The sequence below is a fragment of the Anoxybacillus sp. genome, from assembly GCF_036834105.1.
Taxonomy (GTDB): domain Bacteria; phylum Bacillota; class Bacilli; order Bacillales; family Anoxybacillaceae; genus Anoxybacillus.
Genome location: NZ_DAITON010000041.1, coordinates 1 through 16,656, shown reverse-complemented (window position 1 = coordinate 16,656; position 16,656 = coordinate 1). Strand labels below are relative to the sequence as shown.

16 protein-coding genes and 1 pseudogene are annotated in these 16,656 nt (G+C 41.6%); 7 read left to right on the top strand and 10 right to left on the bottom strand.

Annotated features, from left to right (window positions below; translation table 11 throughout):
* A partial coding sequence (locus tag V7Z64_RS06040) for a protein adenylyltransferase SelO family protein (RefSeq protein ID WP_334109723.1) occupies positions 1-769 on the bottom strand: 769 nt, incomplete at its 3' end.
* A gap of 216 nt (positions 770-985) precedes the next feature.
* Between V7Z64_RS06040 and V7Z64_RS06035 the strand changes: the two are divergent.
* Positions 986-1,836 (top strand): annotated as a pseudogene (locus V7Z64_RS06035) (transcriptional regulator).
* A gap of 73 nt (positions 1,837-1,909) precedes the next feature.
* Complete coding sequence (locus V7Z64_RS06030; protein ID WP_297992408.1) at positions 1,910-2,140, top strand: hypothetical protein; 231 nt, start codon at positions 1,910-1,912, stop codon at positions 2,138-2,140.
* 82 nt (positions 2,141-2,222) lie between these two features.
* On the opposite strand, the gene V7Z64_RS06025 is transcribed toward V7Z64_RS06030, so the two are convergent.
* The 3 genes from V7Z64_RS06025 to V7Z64_RS06015 are packed head-to-tail and all read right to left on the bottom strand — an operon-like array spanning position 2,223 to position 8,248.
* On the bottom strand, positions 2,223-5,564 hold the full coding sequence (locus V7Z64_RS06025; RefSeq protein ID WP_297992410.1) for a DEAD/DEAH box helicase family protein: 3,342 nt from the start codon (positions 5,562-5,564) through the stop codon (positions 2,223-2,225).
* Positions 5,565-5,606: 42 nt separating this feature from the next.
* Positions 5,607-6,779 carry a restriction endonuclease subunit S gene (locus V7Z64_RS06020; protein WP_297992411.1) on the bottom strand — a complete coding sequence of 391 codons (1,173 nt, stop codon included), beginning with the start codon at positions 6,777-6,779 and terminating at the stop codon, positions 5,607-5,609.
* An 11-nt stretch (positions 6,780-6,790) separates the two neighbouring features.
* Positions 6,791-8,248: a type I restriction-modification system subunit M gene (locus tag V7Z64_RS06015; protein WP_297992413.1), complete on the bottom strand. Its 1,458-nt coding sequence runs from the start codon at positions 8,246-8,248 to the stop codon at positions 6,791-6,793.
* 232 nt (positions 8,249-8,480) lie between these two features.
* Between V7Z64_RS06015 and V7Z64_RS06010 the strand changes: the two genes are divergently transcribed.
* Genes V7Z64_RS06010 through V7Z64_RS05995 form a run of 4 tightly spaced genes read left to right on the top strand, consistent with a single transcriptional unit; the run spans position 8,481 to position 10,046 of the window.
* Positions 8,481-9,065, top strand: coding sequence for a ComF family protein (locus V7Z64_RS06010; protein ID WP_297992415.1), 585 nt, complete (start codon positions 8,481-8,483; stop codon positions 9,063-9,065).
* Positions 9,066-9,071: 6 nt separating this feature from the next.
* Positions 9,072-9,599 (top strand): hypothetical protein, encoded by a 528-nt coding sequence (locus V7Z64_RS06005; protein ID WP_297992418.1) that lies wholly within the window; start codon positions 9,072-9,074, stop codon positions 9,597-9,599.
* A 46-nt stretch (positions 9,600-9,645) separates the two neighbouring features.
* Positions 9,646-9,876, top strand: coding sequence for a hypothetical protein (locus V7Z64_RS06000; protein WP_183249065.1), 231 nt, complete (start codon positions 9,646-9,648; stop codon positions 9,874-9,876).
* Positions 9,873-10,046 (top strand): hypothetical protein, encoded by a 174-nt coding sequence (locus V7Z64_RS05995; protein ID WP_297992424.1) that lies wholly within the window; start codon positions 9,873-9,875, stop codon positions 10,044-10,046. The genes V7Z64_RS06000 and V7Z64_RS05995 overlap by 4 nt, the downstream gene beginning before the upstream one ends.
* A 56-nt stretch (positions 10,047-10,102) precedes the next feature.
* Here the strand turns inward: V7Z64_RS05995 and V7Z64_RS05990 are convergent, their stop codons facing one another.
* From V7Z64_RS05990 to V7Z64_RS05965, 6 genes are all read right to left on the bottom strand, one after another.
* Positions 10,103-10,372 (bottom strand): hypothetical protein, encoded by a 270-nt coding sequence (locus V7Z64_RS05990; RefSeq protein ID WP_297992426.1) that lies wholly within the window; start codon positions 10,370-10,372, stop codon positions 10,103-10,105.
* Positions 10,372-11,736, bottom strand: coding sequence for a 23S rRNA (uracil(1939)-C(5))-methyltransferase RlmD (gene rlmD / locus V7Z64_RS05985; RefSeq protein WP_297992428.1), 1,365 nt, complete (start codon positions 11,734-11,736; stop codon positions 10,372-10,374). The genes V7Z64_RS05990 and rlmD overlap by 1 nt, the downstream gene beginning before the upstream one ends.
* A gap of 11 nt (positions 11,737-11,747) precedes the next feature.
* Complete coding sequence (locus V7Z64_RS05980) at positions 11,748-12,614, bottom strand: DNA-3-methyladenine glycosylase family protein (RefSeq protein ID WP_297992431.1); 867 nt, start codon at positions 12,612-12,614, stop codon at positions 11,748-11,750.
* 56 nt (positions 12,615-12,670) lie between these two features.
* Positions 12,671-13,438, bottom strand: a complete 768-nt coding sequence (gene pdaA, locus V7Z64_RS05975) for a delta-lactam-biosynthetic de-N-acetylase (protein ID WP_297992462.1) — start codon at positions 13,436-13,438, stop codon at positions 12,671-12,673.
* 100 nt (positions 13,439-13,538) lie between these two features.
* The gene (locus tag V7Z64_RS05970; RefSeq protein WP_297992433.1) at positions 13,539-15,074 is read right to left on the bottom strand and encodes a fumarate hydratase; all 1,536 of its coding nucleotides are present in this window, start codon (positions 15,072-15,074) and stop codon (positions 13,539-13,541) included.
* Positions 15,075-15,165: 91 nt separating this feature from the next.
* Positions 15,166-15,360 carry an SE1561 family protein gene (locus tag V7Z64_RS05965; RefSeq protein ID WP_003397893.1) on the bottom strand — a complete coding sequence of 65 codons (195 nt, stop codon included), beginning with the start codon at positions 15,358-15,360 and terminating at the stop codon, positions 15,166-15,168.
* Between the two features lie 114 nt (positions 15,361-15,474).
* Here V7Z64_RS05965 and yfkAB point away from each other — a divergent pair, with 114 nt between their 5' ends.
* Positions 15,475-16,599 carry a radical SAM/CxCxxxxC motif protein YfkAB gene (gene yfkAB / locus V7Z64_RS05960; protein ID WP_297992437.1) on the top strand — a complete coding sequence of 375 codons (1,125 nt, stop codon included), beginning with the start codon at positions 15,475-15,477 and terminating at the stop codon, positions 16,597-16,599.
* Positions 16,600-16,656 lie beyond the last annotated feature (57 nt).

The window sequence follows — 16,656 nt, the reverse complement described above, 5'->3', positions numbered from 1 at the left end:
CGCCGCTAATCGTCATATTATCGGTGTTCATCACCCCATGAATAAACCCGACTAACTGCCACTTTGCCACAAGCGCCGCCTGCTTTTTCATCACTTCTTCAAGCAAAAAAGCATAGCGATTGGACGTCTGTTCTCCGTTTGGATAATGCCGCTCGATCGCATAATCGGCTAACGCTTGCAATTCCTCTTTAGATAAAAAGCGTGCCGCATATTGAAACGTCCCGACACGTACATGGCTCGCAGCTACGCGCGTCAAAATCGCCCCTGGAAGTTCCGTCTCTCGTATCACCACTTCCCCTGTCGTCACGACCGCTAAACTTCTCGTCGTCGGAATCCGAAGCGCGTCCATCGCCTCGCTAATGATATACTCCCGAAGCATCGGTCCAAGCGCCGCTCGACCATCCCCACCACGCGAATACGGCGTCCGCCCCGAACCTTTTAGCTGAATATCCACCCGTTCTCCACTTGGCGTCACATGCTCCCCAAGCAAAATAGCTCGCCCGTCGCCAAGCATATTAAAATACCCAAACTGATGCCCTGCATACGCCTGCGCCAAAGGTTCTGCCCCTTCTGGCACACGATTTCCCGCAAACACCGCCACTCCTTCTTCACTCGCCAACGCCTCTCTATTTAATCCAAGCTCCTCCGCAAGCGAACGATTGAGCACAACAAGCTTCGGATCACGAACAGGCGTTGGATGAAGCCTCGTAAAAAATCGCTCAGGTAAACGAGCGTAGCTATTATCAAAGTTCCAATTTGTGTTCAACATATTTCCTGCCCCCATGAAATGTTCCTGTCCAACACTTGTTCTTTTTTCACTGCTTCTCACTCCATACACAAAAATTGTAGTTCCATTTGTTTTTCAGTATACCCCATTTTCCTTAACAACACTGCGGTGACGGATTGTTATGACAAAATTCTAACAAATGATGACAATGAAAGGAGACAACAGGTATAATAATAGTAAAAAGCGGAGGGCAACAAAATGGCGCACGGAATATCGTATCACGCTAAAGATATTTTGTTTAAATCGCTAAGCGAATTGTATCGTAATCAAGCGCTTGATGTGTACGGCCTCCATGATCTTCCGAAAATTAAAGCGCTTCTGCCGAGCGAATTCCCAGCGGTGCGAGCTGATGAAAAGCGTTCTGACACATTATTTCTTCTCGAAGACGATTCTATTCTCCTACTCGAATACGAAAGCAATGAACGGTTTATCGACAATCATCTGAAATACCTCGATTATGCTTACCGGATTTTGTACACATACTATAAACAAGAAAAACAACTGAGACACATTCGTATCGTGGTCATTTATACAAGTGATGTCACACGAAAATATGAACAATTTTACGCTGGTGATGTATTTCTTCCAAAGCCGTGTTGCTTTCTGAGTACAACGGTGATGCAATTTTTGCAACGATCGAAGAAAAAATTTGCAACAATGAACCGCTAACAGAAGAGGAAACGATGAAGCTCATTCTCGTTCCGCTTATGCATAGCCGTTTTGACCGACAAATGATGATTGAAAAAACGATTGAATTGGCAAAAAATATTCACAACGAACAAACACAATTGCACGTCATTGCTGGCATTTTAACCGCTACCGATAAGTTTATTGACGAACAATATGCACAAAAAATAAAGGAGTGGATGAAAATGAACAAAGTCATGCGCTTACTTGTCGAAGAGTTTGAGCAAGAAAAAGAAGTGCACGAAAAAACACTTGAAATAGCAAAAAATTTATTAGACGTACTACCGATTCACGAAATTGCAAAACGAACAGGGCTTACAATTAGCGAGGTTGCTGATTTGGCGAAGAAAATGGAGAAATAATAGCATATCGATGATGTCGCTTTTCGTGTATGGTGCGATGACTATGCATAAAAGTGCAAAGGGGCTCATGTCTATGACCATTCCAAAAGAAATCGAAATTATGGTTCAGCATATTATTCGTGAACTTATTGTCGAATTTGAAAAATGTGAAACTGAAGCAAAAGAGCTTATCAAAAAGTCAGGTGTTGTTCGTTCGTTAATGATTGATCCAATGGGCTTTCACGAATCTCCTTACAATTGGGCTTTAAGCATATTAACCGATGCAAATGATGTAGAAGCGTTAGAAAAATATTTACGCCACTAATACCCCCAGAGAACAAACAGCGCGCTCTCTGGGGATTTGTTTTGGCTTTTTTATACGAAAAAAGCGGAAAAGTTAAATCGTCCTATGCTCCGACAATATCTTCTGAATTTCGATTAATCTCATCGATAATGCTAATAATTTTACGTGCATCATCTAAGTTATCTTTAAACAAATCGACAATGCTTCCGACCGTTTTAAACGGTTCTTCTTGCAATACTTTTTTGTCCATCACGCCATTTTTCACAAAGTAATCAACGATCAATTTGACAAAGCGGCTTTGGTGAATGTTTAGCCGTTCGTTTGATAAAAATTCGGAAAATGCCTCGTTAGCTGCTTGTGGGTCAAGCCCGACCGTTTTGCGCACAAGTTTCATAATGGGTGTATCCCCAAATTCTTTTTCATAATCGGCTTTCGTCCCGAGTTCGTTCCAAAGAATATGTTCTAACGTGCGTAAATCTTGTACCGTTAACTTTTTATTATGGCGCAGTTTGTAAATCGCTAACTGGTCGCGATGTTCGTGAAGGTAATGCTCGACTTTTTTGCGATAATTTCTTAAGTCATTTACTTCTAACATCGAGCCATTTTCTTTCACTTCCAACACTTGATCTTTGAAATTCGTGTAGTAAATTTTTCTCGTTTCTCGTTCCAGAAATTTCACTAATTCACGCAACGCTTCACGAACAGCTTCTAGTTCAAAAAGATCCGCTTCTTTCCAAAACTCTTCCGTCTGCACTTTTTCAATAATATATTTTTGTTCCGCGACTTGAGGAATTGAACCGAGCTTAGATAACGCCTCTGCGGTGCGAATCGCACTACGAATCGGTTTTGTGGCATTTTTCGTTTGCAGTTTTGCTAGTTCAATCGTATACATAAGTAAATCAAACCGCTTTGCAAATTCATCATCACTAAGCGGAACAATAAGCGGCGCAATGTATTGTTGAAGCTCATTGACATCTACCGCCGTCAACGAATCCCAATTCGCGCGGTTTTTAAACTTATGCACATATTGAATGGATTGCCTTACACGAAAGCTTTCTTCGTTTAACTTCTTGATTTGTACAAGTACATCATCAATTAATTCGTTGCGATAAGCAATATATTCTTCCTCTTGGTAACGTAAATGTTGGAGCTCTTTAATCATTTCAACTTTGGCGTTAAACAAACGCTCCGTTAAACTCTCTCCTATCTCCCCGTCGATTCCTTTCGGGTTTTCGCGGAAAAACTCAAAGTTCCCACAGTAATCAAAAATAAGAAAATGCGTTTTATCTTGACCGATGCCTAATAAATCTTTACATAAACGCGTACCGCGTCCGATCATTTGCCAAAACTTCGCTTTCGAACGTACCTTTTTGAAAAAGACAAGATTGACGACTTCTGGAATATCAACTCCTGTGTCAAGCATATCAACGGACACGGCAATTTGCGGTAATTTGTTTCGATCTGAAAAATCATCAATTAACGTTTGGTAGTAATTGACGCTATAATCAATGACGCGCGCAAAGCCGCCTTTATATTCAGGATACAATCGATCGAAACGCTCGACAATCCGTTCTGCGTGGCGGTGATTTTTCGCAAAAATAATCGTTTTGCCGAGTTTGTCCCCACCTTCGACGCGAATTCCTTTCTCCATTAAATTTCTTAATACTGTATCAATCGTATCATCGTTAAACAGCCATTCGTTTAATGCGGCACTGTCAATATCCTCGCCCACTTCGTCGTCAAACGTTTCTTCATATCGTTCTTTTTCTTCATCAGATAAGTCATCGTAACGAATGCCTTCTTCAAGAAACTTCAGCGTTGTTTCAATCGTCCGATAATCGACTAAATATCCGTCTTTCACCGCTTGATCTAACTCATAGGCATAGGTCGGCACACCGTTTTCTAAATCAAACACTTCATACGTATTGCGGTCAATTTCATCTTTTGGTGTGGCGGTCAGCCCGAGCAATATTGCGTCAAAGTAGTCAAAAATCGCCCGATATTTTTTATAAATGCTGCGATGCGATTCATCGACGATAATTAAGTCAAAATGTCCGACGGTAAAGAGGCGTTTGCCGTCTTTTCGCTTCGCTTCGTCAATCGCATTCATCATCGTTGGATATGTCGAAAATACCATACGGCTTTCTTCTGGGTTATCTTTGTTGTCAAGCAAATTACATAGCGTTAAATTCGGAAGCAGGTGACTGAAGTTATTTTTCGCCTGCGTGACAAGCGTTTTCCGATCAGCTAAAAATAAAACATTTTTTACCCAATTGTGACGCATAAGCACATCAACAATCGCGATCGCTGTTCGCGTTTTGCCACTCCCCGTCGCCATAACAAGCAACGCTTTGCGCTGTTTTTTCTCGAGCGCATCGCATACAGCTAACGCCGCTTCTTTTTGATAGTAACGGTTGATGATGTTTTCGTCAATTTGCACATAGTTAAAAGGCTTTTTCATCGTCCGACGATCGATGAGTAAACTTAACTCTTCTTTATTGTAAAAACCAGAAACTTTCCGCGCCGGATAGTTAAGGTCGTCCCAAATGTACGTTTCAAAACCGTTTGTGTAAAAAATAATCGGGCGTTGACCGTGCATGTTTTCGATGCAGTCGGCGTACAACTTCGCCTGTTGTTTTCCTTTGTTCGGGTCAGTGGTTGTCCGTTTCGCTTCGATAACCGCAAGTGGCTTCCCGTTATCGCCAAAAAGGACGTAGTCGACATAACCGACTCCTTCTTGATTCGGCATGCCAACGACAGGATATTCCTCAACAACGTCTTTTTTAAACTCCCAACCTGCCAGTTTCAAGTCGAGATCAATATATTTCTTTCTTGTTTCATATTCACTTAACTCGTCAACTTGGAAATCGTACTCTTTCGTATTTTCTTCCCTTTTAGCGGTAAGAAGCGCGCGAAGTTTTTCGTTTTCTTTCATCATTTCTTCAAGACGTTTGTCTTTCGAGCTTAACCGTTCATATAAATCTTTTAGCTCCTCTGGACGTTCACGCTTCTCCTCACCCATTTGCAGCAGCGATTCGTCAAAGTCTGTCGCGGTATATTCATCGGAATAACAATAGTCAATCCAAGAAACAAATTGATGAAGATGATGCAACGAAAGAATCGCTTCTTCCCTCGTAATCATCGCATTTGTATGAACCGCAACGTTTCCTAGCTTCACAATATAGCGCAACAGCGGCAACAACTCTTCGTCAATAATTGCCATAAACCCGTGATCGTGAATTAAGCTCGATAAATTGTCTTGATACGGTGCTTTTAACGCGCTATCAAAGCTGTACACCCACTTCACCGCAAGCTCGAGCGCGCGGCGCGTCAAAATCGCGCACGTCGCCGGACTCACAACCAAACTTTTCTCTGCCTCCACACACGCAGACGCAAAGCTTTCGTAATGGGGCTTGCCTACTAAAAAATGAAAGTTAGATAACACTCAATCCCCTCCCTTGACCAGCACGAATTTCTTTTACATTTACTAATCGTTGAACAACTCTCCCCTAAACGCCCGTTGCATGAGGGAGTTGAAATTGTTTTCGAGTTCGGTTAGGCTTTTCTTCATCACCTCTTTTTGAACTTGTATTTTCTGTACTATTTCGGCAAATTGATTTTGACGTTCGATAGGAGGTAACACCACTTTATATTTGCTAAAGAATTGTTTTGGCACACGTTTCTGACCAGCACTACCAGTCATATTCATTTCTGCTTGCTTCCGAAAAGACTGTAAACTCGTTAAATAATATAGCCATGTGCTATTGACATTCTCTTTTGGTCTTAAAACATGAAATTCTGTTGAGCCAAACCCTATATTATTTATTAATTTGCGTGCTATTGCCCCTTTTCCATTTTCCATACAAGGGGTTATTTTTGCGAACAGAACATCCCCTTCCCGAAAATAAGTAAAACTATCGAAAACTTCTTTTATTAGCCTACTTTCAGAAAGATTGAGTTCTCCATTCTCTGATACATTTGCCATCGGTAAAAATGTAACAGGAAGGTTTTTATCCATATTCTCTATTTCTTTTTTTGAAGGATTAATATAGCATAGTTCACTTAAAGATACCTGTCTCCCTTTTAAATCCCCAAACATCTCCAAAAACACACTTTGCATTAACTGGTCTAACGCTTCAATTTGGGCTTTTCGTTTGTCGATAAGTTCTTGGGCTTTGTCTAAAACGTCAACAACTTTGAGTTGATAATCTATCGGAGGTATCTCAATTTGGAAGTCTGAAAATTGCCTTTTATTAATAATTGGAACTACAGGTGCATTTGCTATACGCTGAAGTTTTTTTCTATCATTCCATATTTTATAAGCTAAGTACTTTTCATTGACTATATTTTTATTAGGGACAATAGCATTTATTTGTTGATTAAATGCTGCCATTTCTTGTTTTAGTATACCAATTTTACCTATAATCCCAATACATGTAACTAAAACACTACCTTGTGGCAAAATGCGAGCATGTTCAGCACCCTTATTAGATAAGTACTCTTTCGATTCGTTTAACATTGTTATTCTATCTATATACAAATCATCGGGTTTGATAAACATAACATCCTTTGAATCATAAAACTCACTATTACTTTTACTAGGTGTATTTCCTGTAATTACTTCACCTATATCTTTTAACTTATATGTTCTAAAATTCATAGAACTTCACACTACCCTCTAATCATCTTTTTCAACTCTTGTAATCCTTGCATAATCTCTTTTTCCAACGCTTCCACTCTTTCAAATATCACACTCGGCGCTTCATACTGCACTTCTTCATACTCGATCTCTCTGTACTTGTTAATCGACAAATCATATTCATTTTCACGAATTTCTTCTATCGGCACGAAAAACGACTGCTCTGTGCGCTTCCGTTTTTTTTCTGCTTCACGGTTATGGAATCGTTCAATGATGTCGGGAATGTCGTTGTCTTCAATTGGATTGCGTTTGTCGTCCAATGAGTAGCCATCGGCTTTCATGTCGTAAAACCAGACGTGATCTGTTCCGCCGACGCCTGTTTTTGTGAAAATCATAATTGCCGTCGAAACACCAGCGTACGGTTTGAACACGCCGCTTGGCATCGAAATAATTGCTTCAAGCTTATGGTTTTCGACAATTTCTTTCCGAATCGCTTTATGGGCAGTTGAGCTTCCGAACAGTACCCCATCTGGAACGATACAGGCACAACGTCCACCTTTTTTCAAAATGCGCAAAAATAATGCTAAAAACAATAGCTCTGTTTTTTTCGTTCTTGTAATTTTCAGCAGGTCGCTTGAAACTGCTTCGTAATCTAACGAACCTTTAAATGGTGGGTTGGCAAGAACGAGCGTATATTTCTCGTTATCTTTATTTTGCTCGGAAAGGGAATCGCGATATTCAATATTCGGATTTTCAATGCCATGAAGCATCATATTCATTGCACCAATACGCAACATCGTGCGATCCATATCAAAGCCGTGGAACATATCGTTATGAAAATGTTCTTTTAATCCTTGCACCAAAAATAAATCCGCATGGTTTTTGCGCAAATATTCGCCCGCCGCCACTAAAAATCCTGCTGAACCTGCCGCTGGATCGACGATCATATCTTCTGGAGTCGGTTTCATCAAGTCGACGATCATCTCGATAATATGGCGCGGCGTACGGAATTGACCGTTCGTTCCTGCCGTTGCGATTTTTGATAATAAATATTCGTATAAATCCCCTTTTGTATCGCGGTCTTTCATCGGAATGTTATCAATGCCATCGACAATTTTCGCAAGCATTTGTGGCGTCGGAATCATAAAAATGGCATCGCTCATATATTTCGCGTACGCTGAATTTTTATTGCCATGCAAACTTTTAATAAACGGGAACACTTCGTTCGATACAATGTCGTACATTTGCGATGCTTCTAAATTTTTAAATTTGCTCCAACGAAGGTGCTGCTTATCTTCTGGAAACATCCGTTCAAAACCAACACCTAATATAGCCGCCTCTTGTTCACGATACGTTTCTGCTTCATCAAGACCTTTCATAAACAACAAATAGGTAAACTGTTCAATGACGGTTAGCGGGTTTGTAATTCCCCCCGTCCAAAACGTTTCCCATATTTTATCGACTTTATTGCGCAATTCACCTGTAAGCATCGTATACCTCCTTTTTATTTCCAAATCTAATTATAACTTGTTCACGCAATGTGTAAAACAAAAAGCGATCATTTTTCATAAAATAAATGATTATCTCATTTCACTTCTGCTTTCTTCCACAGCGCTAAGCAAACTTTCGATTTTCTTTTGCATATTTTTACAATAATATACAAGGAATTTGACAGCTATTGTCGAAGAAATATGGAAAACGAGAACGTGGGAGGGGAGCTTGTTGCGCAAAATCAATCCTATTCGGTTAGTTGGTATTTGGAAAGAAGGATATGCCCTAGATTATCATTCAATTACAAGCGAATTCATCGGTATCGACGAATGGGGGCACAACCGTTTTCAAACAACTAGAAGTTATTTAGGTGAGTTATTGTATCAATTCAAGTATAATCAAGACAGGACGAAACTAGATGAAATGATGGCTCTTATCGTACAATTTATTTCTCGTTGGAATGCTGTAAAAGAAGTAAATGTGGTTCTCCCAGTTCCTCCATCTAATCGTAACAGGACGTTCCAACCCGTTTTTGAACTGAGCAAACAAATTGCGAATTACTTACATGTACCCTCATATGATGACGTATTAGAAAAAATAAATACTTATCAATCGAAAAATTTAGACAAATCAGATAAAAAGGAACTATCCGGTTCAATTGTGCGAAACAAGAGATTTTTAAAAGTGGTCAATATATTAGTTGTGGACGATTTATACTCAAGCGGAGCAACATTGCATGAAACTGTGAGAGTGCTAAAAACCGATGAGAATGTTAAAAATGTATACGTCCTCACAATAACAAAAACAAGAAGGTGAATTAAAATGAAAGTATTCGTCGCTGGTCCACGGGCAGTTTCCATTTTGAATAAACAAGTAAAAGAAAGATTGTCCAACATTATAAACAACAATTTCACTGTTTTGGTCGGAGATGCGAATGGAGTCGATAAGCAAGTACAAAAGTTTTTACATTCGTTGAATTATCGAAATGTTAAAGTTTATGCAACAAATGGAAAAGCAAGAAACAATATCGGACAATGGGAAGTAGAAAAGGTGGAGGTTGAACCAAATACAAAAGGATTTGATTACTATGCGGCAAAAGATATAGAAATGGCGAAAAATGCAGATTACGGTTTTATGATTTGGAATGGGCAAAGTAAAGGAACATTGAATAACATTATCAATCTTGCCAAGCTAAACAAAAAAGTATTAGTATATTTTATCCCTGCTAAACAATTTTACACAATCAAGGATATGGATGACATTCAAATAATGATAAATACCAACAATGCCCCTGTTGTCGATAAACTTCATGAGCTTATGCACAATTCAGAGCAGTTAAAGCTGTTTTAATTTTAAATTGAACGTTCGAAAAAAAATAAAGAAAAGGAGAGTCACTATGAGATTATGGGAATATGTTGGGAAAGACGTACGAATTGTATTTAAAGATGGAGATGTGTTGGAAGGATACGTCCTGGATTACTGCGACGGAGAGGATAATGAGGATGGAATAGACAGCTTAACAATTACAAACGAAGAAACAAAAGGAAAAGGCTATGTTTTTGGCGTATCGGAAAACGAAATAAAATCAATCACCATCCTTAACGAAAAACGAGAGAGAAACAAATGATTGTGGAAGAATTGGATGTTGTACGGCTAAAAGACGGAACAGAGGTCACTGTTTTGGAAGTGTTTCCGACTGAACCAAAATATTTTTGCCAACGCGCAGATGACTTTGATGATATGTTTTATGTCACCACCGATGAAATTGTTGAAATTACGTATAAATGCCGAAAGTGATCAATCATGCCCCATTTTTAACGATAAAAACATAAAAAGCACGTAACCATGTTCGGTTATGTGCTTTTTAACCATTGATACTTCTCCAAAATAATTTCCCTTAGTTCTTCCTCCCCAATGTAGCCATCGTCATCTTGCCTATGTAGAGGATTCGGTTCGTACCAACCACAAGCTTCAGAAATATCATCAAGTGCATCGACATACTGCTCATCAATGTTCCTCTCATGCATATAGAATAGATATATCGAGGGAAATTCATAAGAAAATTGTTCTGCTGATAATTCACCGTTGAGATATTTTTCAATGCAATGCAATAATTCATCCATTACTTTCCTCTCCTCACCAACTTCGCCACACTCTCCACATGCGCGGTATGTGGGAAAAGGTCGAACGGTTGGATGTATTCGACACGGTATTGTTTCGCGAGTGTGTCGATGTCGCGGGCGAGGCTCGATGGGTTACAGGAAACGTACACAATCGTTTTTGGTTTCACTTGTAACATCGTTTTTAGTAAAGCGTGGTCGCAGCCCGTTCGCGGTGGGTCGACGACGATGACGTCGGGTTTCCATCCTTCTTTCACCCATTTTGGTAATAGCTCCTCCGCTTTTCCGACCGCATATGTGACGTTTGTAAAGCCGTGTCGTTCGGCATTTTGGCGCGCATCGTCAATCGCTTCTGGAATCGTGTCCATACCGAGCACTTCTTTCGCCTCACGAGCAAGCCAAAGCCCGATCGTGCCGACGCCGCAATACGCATCGACGACGCGTTCGTTTTTCGTGAGCGCGGCTGCTTTTTTCACTTCATCATATAGCTTCACCGTTTGAATCGGGTTGAGCTGGAAAAAAGCGCGGGCGGATAGTTCAAATGAAAAATCGCCAAGCACTTCTTGAATGTACGGCTCGCCTGCAAGAACGACCGTTTCATCACCAAAAATAAGCGACGTTTTTTGCCCGTTGATGTTTTGTGCGATTGATTTTACTTCTGGCAAACGCCGCTTCACTTCCGCTACGAACAGTTCTTTACGCGGCAGTTCTTTCGTCGCTGTCACGATGACTAATTGTACATCGCCTGTAAAAAATCCAACGCGAGCCACAATTGTACGCACGACACCCGTTTTTTTCCGTTCGTGATAAATTGGAATGCGTAAATCTTGTAAAATCGTTTTCACGACCGTTGTCACGCGATTGGTCGCGTCATGCTGGATGAAGCAACGGTCAATGTCAATCAGTTCATGCGAGTTCATGCTGTAAAGCCCGGCGATGACGCGTCCTTTTTTCACTCCCACTTGAAATTGGCTTTTGTTGCGATAGTGCCACGGGTCGTCCATTCCAATCGTCGGGCGAATGTCAAGCGCCTCGATATCCAACCGACTATGGCGTTCTAGCGCTTGAATGACGATATCGCGCTTCGCTTCGAGTTGCGCGTTATAGTCAAGATGCTGCAGCTGGCAGCCACCGCATTGGTCATAAACAGGACAAAGCGGTTTGACGCGGTGCGGGGAGCGTTTGCGAATGCGCACGATTTTCCCTTCGGTATACGTCGGATATACGTTTGTCGCTTGAACGACAACTTCTTCTCCCGAAAGCGCCCCCGGAACGAACACGACTTGTTTTTTAAAATAGCCGACTCCTTCTCCGTTGATCCCTAACCGTTTAATCGTTAGTGGAAATTGTTGTCCTTGTTGTAACATCGTTCTCTCTCCTATTCAATGCTTCTCCATAAATAAAGCGACGCATAGCTTAAATACGGCTCCCATCGTTTGCTTAGCGCCTCCATTTGCGCCAGCGAAGGCTTCGTTTCTAATGAAAGCAATTTTTGCACCGCTCGCTGTAAGCCGATATCTGCTTTCGGAAATAAATTCGGGCGACCTAGCCCAAATAACAAAAAGTTTTGTACCGTCCATGGACCGACGCCGCGCAACGGAAGCAACGTGTTCATCACTTCTTCATCGGTCGCCTCCGCTAGCTTCTCAAGCGCTAATTTTCCTTCTGCCACAAGCCGTGAAACGTCGATAATATATTCCGCCTTTTTTTGGCTAAACTGCAACGCTTTCAGTTCGTCGTACGATAAGCGAGCAATTTGTTCGGGGCGTGGATAAAACCAAAGCCCGTCCATTTCCCGACCGAACGTTTTTACAAACCGCTCGGTCATTTTGTACGCCACTTTCATATGTAGCTGCTGGTGAATAATACATTTGATGAGGCAAAAGTATACATCCGCCTCTAACACAAGCGGCGTTCCTTCGTGTTCAAGAAAAATGTCCCGCAACTCTGTTTGCAAAAAATGCTCGTGAATTGGCAAAAGAGAGCGATCCCAATGCAATATGCGCGAAAGACGCTCTAATATCGCATCTTTTAACTCCGGATAGTTCGCTTCAACAAGAAAAGCCGGCGCTTGTTTTATTCCGATGCCGCGAACAGAAACAACAACAGGAGTTTCGTTTATATAAAGCGGCATAGCTAGTTGTTGCTTTTCGCTGTCTACTGCGGATAACGGGTCTTGCGCTAGCCGCTCTAATACGCGGGAAAAGTCATACGGAGCTTCTACTTCGATTCGTTGTTGCCACATCTCGATTCCTACCTTTTTTCCTTCTATTATAACGAAACAAATCCCTTTGCACATCGTCAAAGGGAAAAAAGCCAAGTAGGGACGTTCATTTTTTGTATCATCAAATCGTCTAAGCTTTTAAAAACATATCCTTCTTTTCGCAAGTCGTCAATGATTTTTGCAAGCGCATCCGCATTGTCTTTGGACACTGTATGCAGCAATATAATCGCACCGGGATGAATTTGCTTCATGACATAGTTGTAAGCATACGGCCAACCTTTTTGATCGTGAACGTGCCAATCGACAAACGCCAACGACCAAAACACATGGTAATAACCAAGCTCGCGCGCAATAGCAAGCGTCCGTTCATTGAAAATTCCTCTTGGGGGACGAAGGTAGCGCATATGCTTTTGCCCCGTCAACAGCTCTGTTTTTTTTCTGACCATTTCAAGCTCCTCACGCAACTTTTCATCACTCACCGTCGTTAAATCGGGATGATGCCATGAGTGGTTGCCGACAATATGACCTTCGTTCACCATTCGTTTTACTAAATCAGGAGCCGATTGTAAATAATGACCGGTCACGAAAAACGTCGCCGGAACTTTTTTTTGTTTTAGGACGTCTAAAATTTGTGCCGTATAGCCATTTTCATATCCGTTATCAAACGTTAAGTAAATATATTTTTTTGTCGGGTCTCCTAAATAAAACGCATCGTATTTGGCAAGTAGTTCGTCTAACGGTTTTCCCGCAGAAGGGGGAATGTGATTTTCACTTCTCTTAAACCCCCACGACATCGCCTCCACTTGACTGAGCGGCAAACATAAAAAGAAGAAAAGCAACATCATCGTTTTTTTCACTGCTTGCACCTCCGTATTCATTTCAATGATAGGTTGTGCAAAAAGGGACATAAAAAACCCGCCTAGCTCATCGCTAGACGGATTTCCATTAAAATACACGTTCTTTAAATTGGGCTAATTTTTCAAGCGAAGATTTTTCAACGTCTTCATGCAGGCTGTTTCCGTGTGAATCCATCGTCACAACCGCTGTAAAATCTTTCACACGCAAATGCCACATCGCTTCTGGAATACCAAATTCTAAAAAGTCAACCCCTTCAACAGATTGAATGCAGTCAGCATAATATTGCGCGGCACCACCGATGGCGTTCAAGTACACGCCACCGTGTTCTTTTAATGCGGCAAGCGTCTTCGCACCCATGCCACCTTTTCCGATGACGGCGCGAATGCCGAATTTTTTCATGATGTCTCCTTGGTACGGTTCTTCGCGAATGCTCGTTGTTGGACCAGCAGCTTTCACATGCCATTTTCCATTTTCATCTTTTAACATGACCGGTCCACAGTGGTAAATGATTTGACCGTTTAAATCGACAGGAGCATCATGATCCATTAAATGTTTATGAATCGCGTCGCGTCCTGTGTACATCATGCCGTTAATGCGGACAACATCGCCCACTTTCAAATTTCGCACTTGTTCTTCTGTCAGCGGTGCTTCTAAAACGATTTCTCGCCCTTCTGTCTGTACAGACTGCGCTACTTTTTCTAGCTCTTTAGCAAAATCGACGTCGTCGCCTTCTTGATAGAGCCATTCTTGAATGTCACCTGTTTCTGGGTTGACTTTTACTCCTAAACGTCGAAACGCCCAACAGTTATATGCAACAGAAACGAAAAAGCTTGCGGGGATGCGGTGCATGACGCCGATTTTACAGCCGAGCAACGTCGTTTCACCACCAAAGCCCATCGTGCCGATCCCGAGTTTATTCGCTGCTTCCATAATGTATTCTTCTAATTTGCGCAAGTCTTCGTTCGGGTTGACGTCGTCAACAGAACGGAATAGTTGTTCCTTCGCCAAGTCGTATCCAGCGGAACGGTCACCACCGATGCCGACGCCAATAAATCCAGCGCTACATCCTTGTCCTTGTGCTTGATATACCGCATGTAAAATACATTTGCGAATGCCATCTAAATCGCGACCTGCGCGACCGAGTCCTTCTAATTCACATGGCAAGCTATATTGAATGTTTTTATTTTCACAGCCGCCACCTTTTAAAATTAAACGAACATCAATATAATCTTTTTCCCATTGCTCAAATTTCACAACAGGCAGTCCGATCCCTAAATTATCACCGCTATTTTCACCTGTTAATGAATCAACGGAGTTTGGACGCAATTTGCCGTCTTTCGTTGCTTCAGCGATCGCTCGACGAATCGCTTCTTTCATTTCCATTTGATTGACGCCTACAGGGACTTTAATTTTAAACGTCGGCAGTCCCGTATCTTGACAAATCGGTGATACATTTTCATCTGCCATTTGAATGTTTTGTACGATCGTAGCAAGCGACATGGCCGCCCTCGTTCCAGCATTTTCACGCATCTTCGCCTTAGCGATGGCGCGGCGTACATCTTTCGGCAATTTTGTTGACGTCTCAACGATTAGCTTGTACATACTCTCTTGAAACTTTTCCATCCTATAACCCTTCCCCTTTGTTCAATATGTAACAATTTTTCGAATTCTCCACTTGTATTATACATCTTTTTCAAACGCGAAAAAAAGCCGCTTAGCGACTTTTTTCCCAATCTTTTTTAAACCGCTCGTATTTCATTTCTAAATCATCAATCATTTGAATAAGACGGTCAATATCTTCTAACTCCGTCGTTTCTGGATCGATGGCTTCAAGCACTTCGAGAAACATATTTAAGCGCGTTTTTAAATATGTTAGTTGTAGATTTTGATCCGATACCGCGTTGCCCAACGTTGTCACCTCGCTTTTTCTTTATCGTACACGATCGAAACATCATTGACAACGATTCCGTTCACTTTGCATAATTATCGTTAGTCCTACTTTTTAAAATAAAGGAGATTCGTTATGGGAACATTATTGCGTCAACCGATTTCCCCTACATTTGATCCGTGGGAAGCATATATGGACGTCGAACAGTATGGAAGTATGCAGTTAACGAATATTGAGTTTACAACAACGACCCTTTGCAATATGCGCTGTGAACATTGCGCTGTCGGTTATACATTGCGCACGAAAGACCCTGAGGCGCTACCTCTCGATCTTCTTCTTCGCCGCCTCGATGAAATTCCACATTTGCGCTCGTTAAGCATTACAGGCGGCGAGCCGATGCTTTCGCTCAAGTCTGTCGAACAATACGTCGTGCCGTTGTTAAAATATGCACACGAGCGCGGGGTGCGCACACAAATAAACTCAAATTTAACACTCGACTTAGAACGATATGAAAAAATTATTCCTTACTTAGATGTTTTGCACATTTCGCACAATTGGGGTACGATCGACGATTTCGTTGAAGGCGGCTTTGCGATGATGGAAAAAAAGCCGACTGTCGCACAGCGCGAGCGTTATTTTATGCGCATGATTGAAAATGCACGGGCGATTTCACGTACGGGAATCATCGTGTCCGCCGAGACGATGTTAAATAAACGAACACGTCCACATATAGAAACGATTCATCGCCAAATTGTAAACGACATGGGCTGTAAACGACATGAAGTGCATCCGATGTATCCGAGCGATTTTGCGAGCAACTTAGAAACATTAACGCTCGATGAACTGCGCGAAACGATTCATCATTTGCTCGATATACGGGATGAAAACGTGTGGATGTTGTTTGGTACGTTACCGTTTTATCCGTGCAGCGACAATGAGGAAGATTTAGCGTTGTTAAAGCGTTTATACGAAAGCAAAAATGTGACGGTGCGCAACGATCCAGATGGCCGGTCGCGATTAAATGTGAACATTTTTACAGGTGACATTATTGTTACTGATTTTGGTGATGAGCCAACGCTCGGCAACATTCAAACCGACTCGCTTCTTTCTGCTTATGATAGATGGATGACATCACATTTAGCGAAATCGTTGAACTGTCATTGCCCTGCGGTGAAATGTTTAGGGCCGAACGTGCTCGTGAAAAATCGCTACTATCCGAACGTCGACTTTACGAAAAGAAAAGCAACCATCGAACGGTAGTAATGAAAAAGCTTGTCGGACATACGACAAGCTTTTTTTCATCATCTCGGCACATCG

What these genes read in the sequence shown, in the direction of transcription:
- V7Z64_RS06030 (WP_297992408.1), top strand. Translation starts at nt 1,910, where the DNA reads ATGACCATTCCAAAAGAAATCGAAATTATGGTTCAGCATATTATTCGT.
- V7Z64_RS06020 (WP_297992411.1), bottom strand. Translation starts at nt 6,779, where the DNA reads ATGAATTTTAGAACATATAAGTTAAAAGATATAGGTGAAGTAATTACA.
- V7Z64_RS06015 (WP_297992413.1), bottom strand. Translation starts at nt 8,248, where the DNA reads ATGCTTACAGGTGAATTGCGCAATAAAGTCGATAAAATATGGGAAACG.
- V7Z64_RS06005 (WP_297992418.1), top strand. Translation starts at nt 9,072, where the DNA reads ATGAAAGTATTCGTCGCTGGTCCACGGGCAGTTTCCATTTTGAATAAA.
- V7Z64_RS06000 (WP_183249065.1), top strand. Translation starts at nt 9,646, where the DNA reads ATGAGATTATGGGAATATGTTGGGAAAGACGTACGAATTGTATTTAAA.
- V7Z64_RS05995 (WP_297992424.1), top strand. Translation starts at nt 9,873, where the DNA reads ATGATTGTGGAAGAATTGGATGTTGTACGGCTAAAAGACGGAACAGAG.
- V7Z64_RS05990 (WP_297992426.1), bottom strand. Translation starts at nt 10,372, where the DNA reads ATGGATGAATTATTGCATTGCATTGAAAAATATCTCAACGGTGAATTA.
- rlmD (WP_297992428.1), bottom strand. Translation starts at nt 11,736, where the DNA reads ATGTTACAACAAGGACAACAATTTCCACTAACGATTAAACGGTTAGGG.
- V7Z64_RS05980 (WP_297992431.1), bottom strand. Translation starts at nt 12,614, where the DNA reads ATGTGGCAACAACGAATCGAAGTAGAAGCTCCGTATGACTTTTCCCGC.
- pdaA (WP_297992462.1), bottom strand. Translation starts at nt 13,438, where the DNA reads ATGATGTTGCTTTTCTTCTTTTTATGTTTGCCGCTCAGTCAAGTGGAG.
- V7Z64_RS05970 (WP_297992433.1), bottom strand. Translation starts at nt 15,074, where the DNA reads ATGGAAAAGTTTCAAGAGAGTATGTACAAGCTAATCGTTGAGACGTCA.
- yfkAB (WP_297992437.1), top strand. Translation starts at nt 15,475, where the DNA reads ATGGGAACATTATTGCGTCAACCGATTTCCCCTACATTTGATCCGTGG.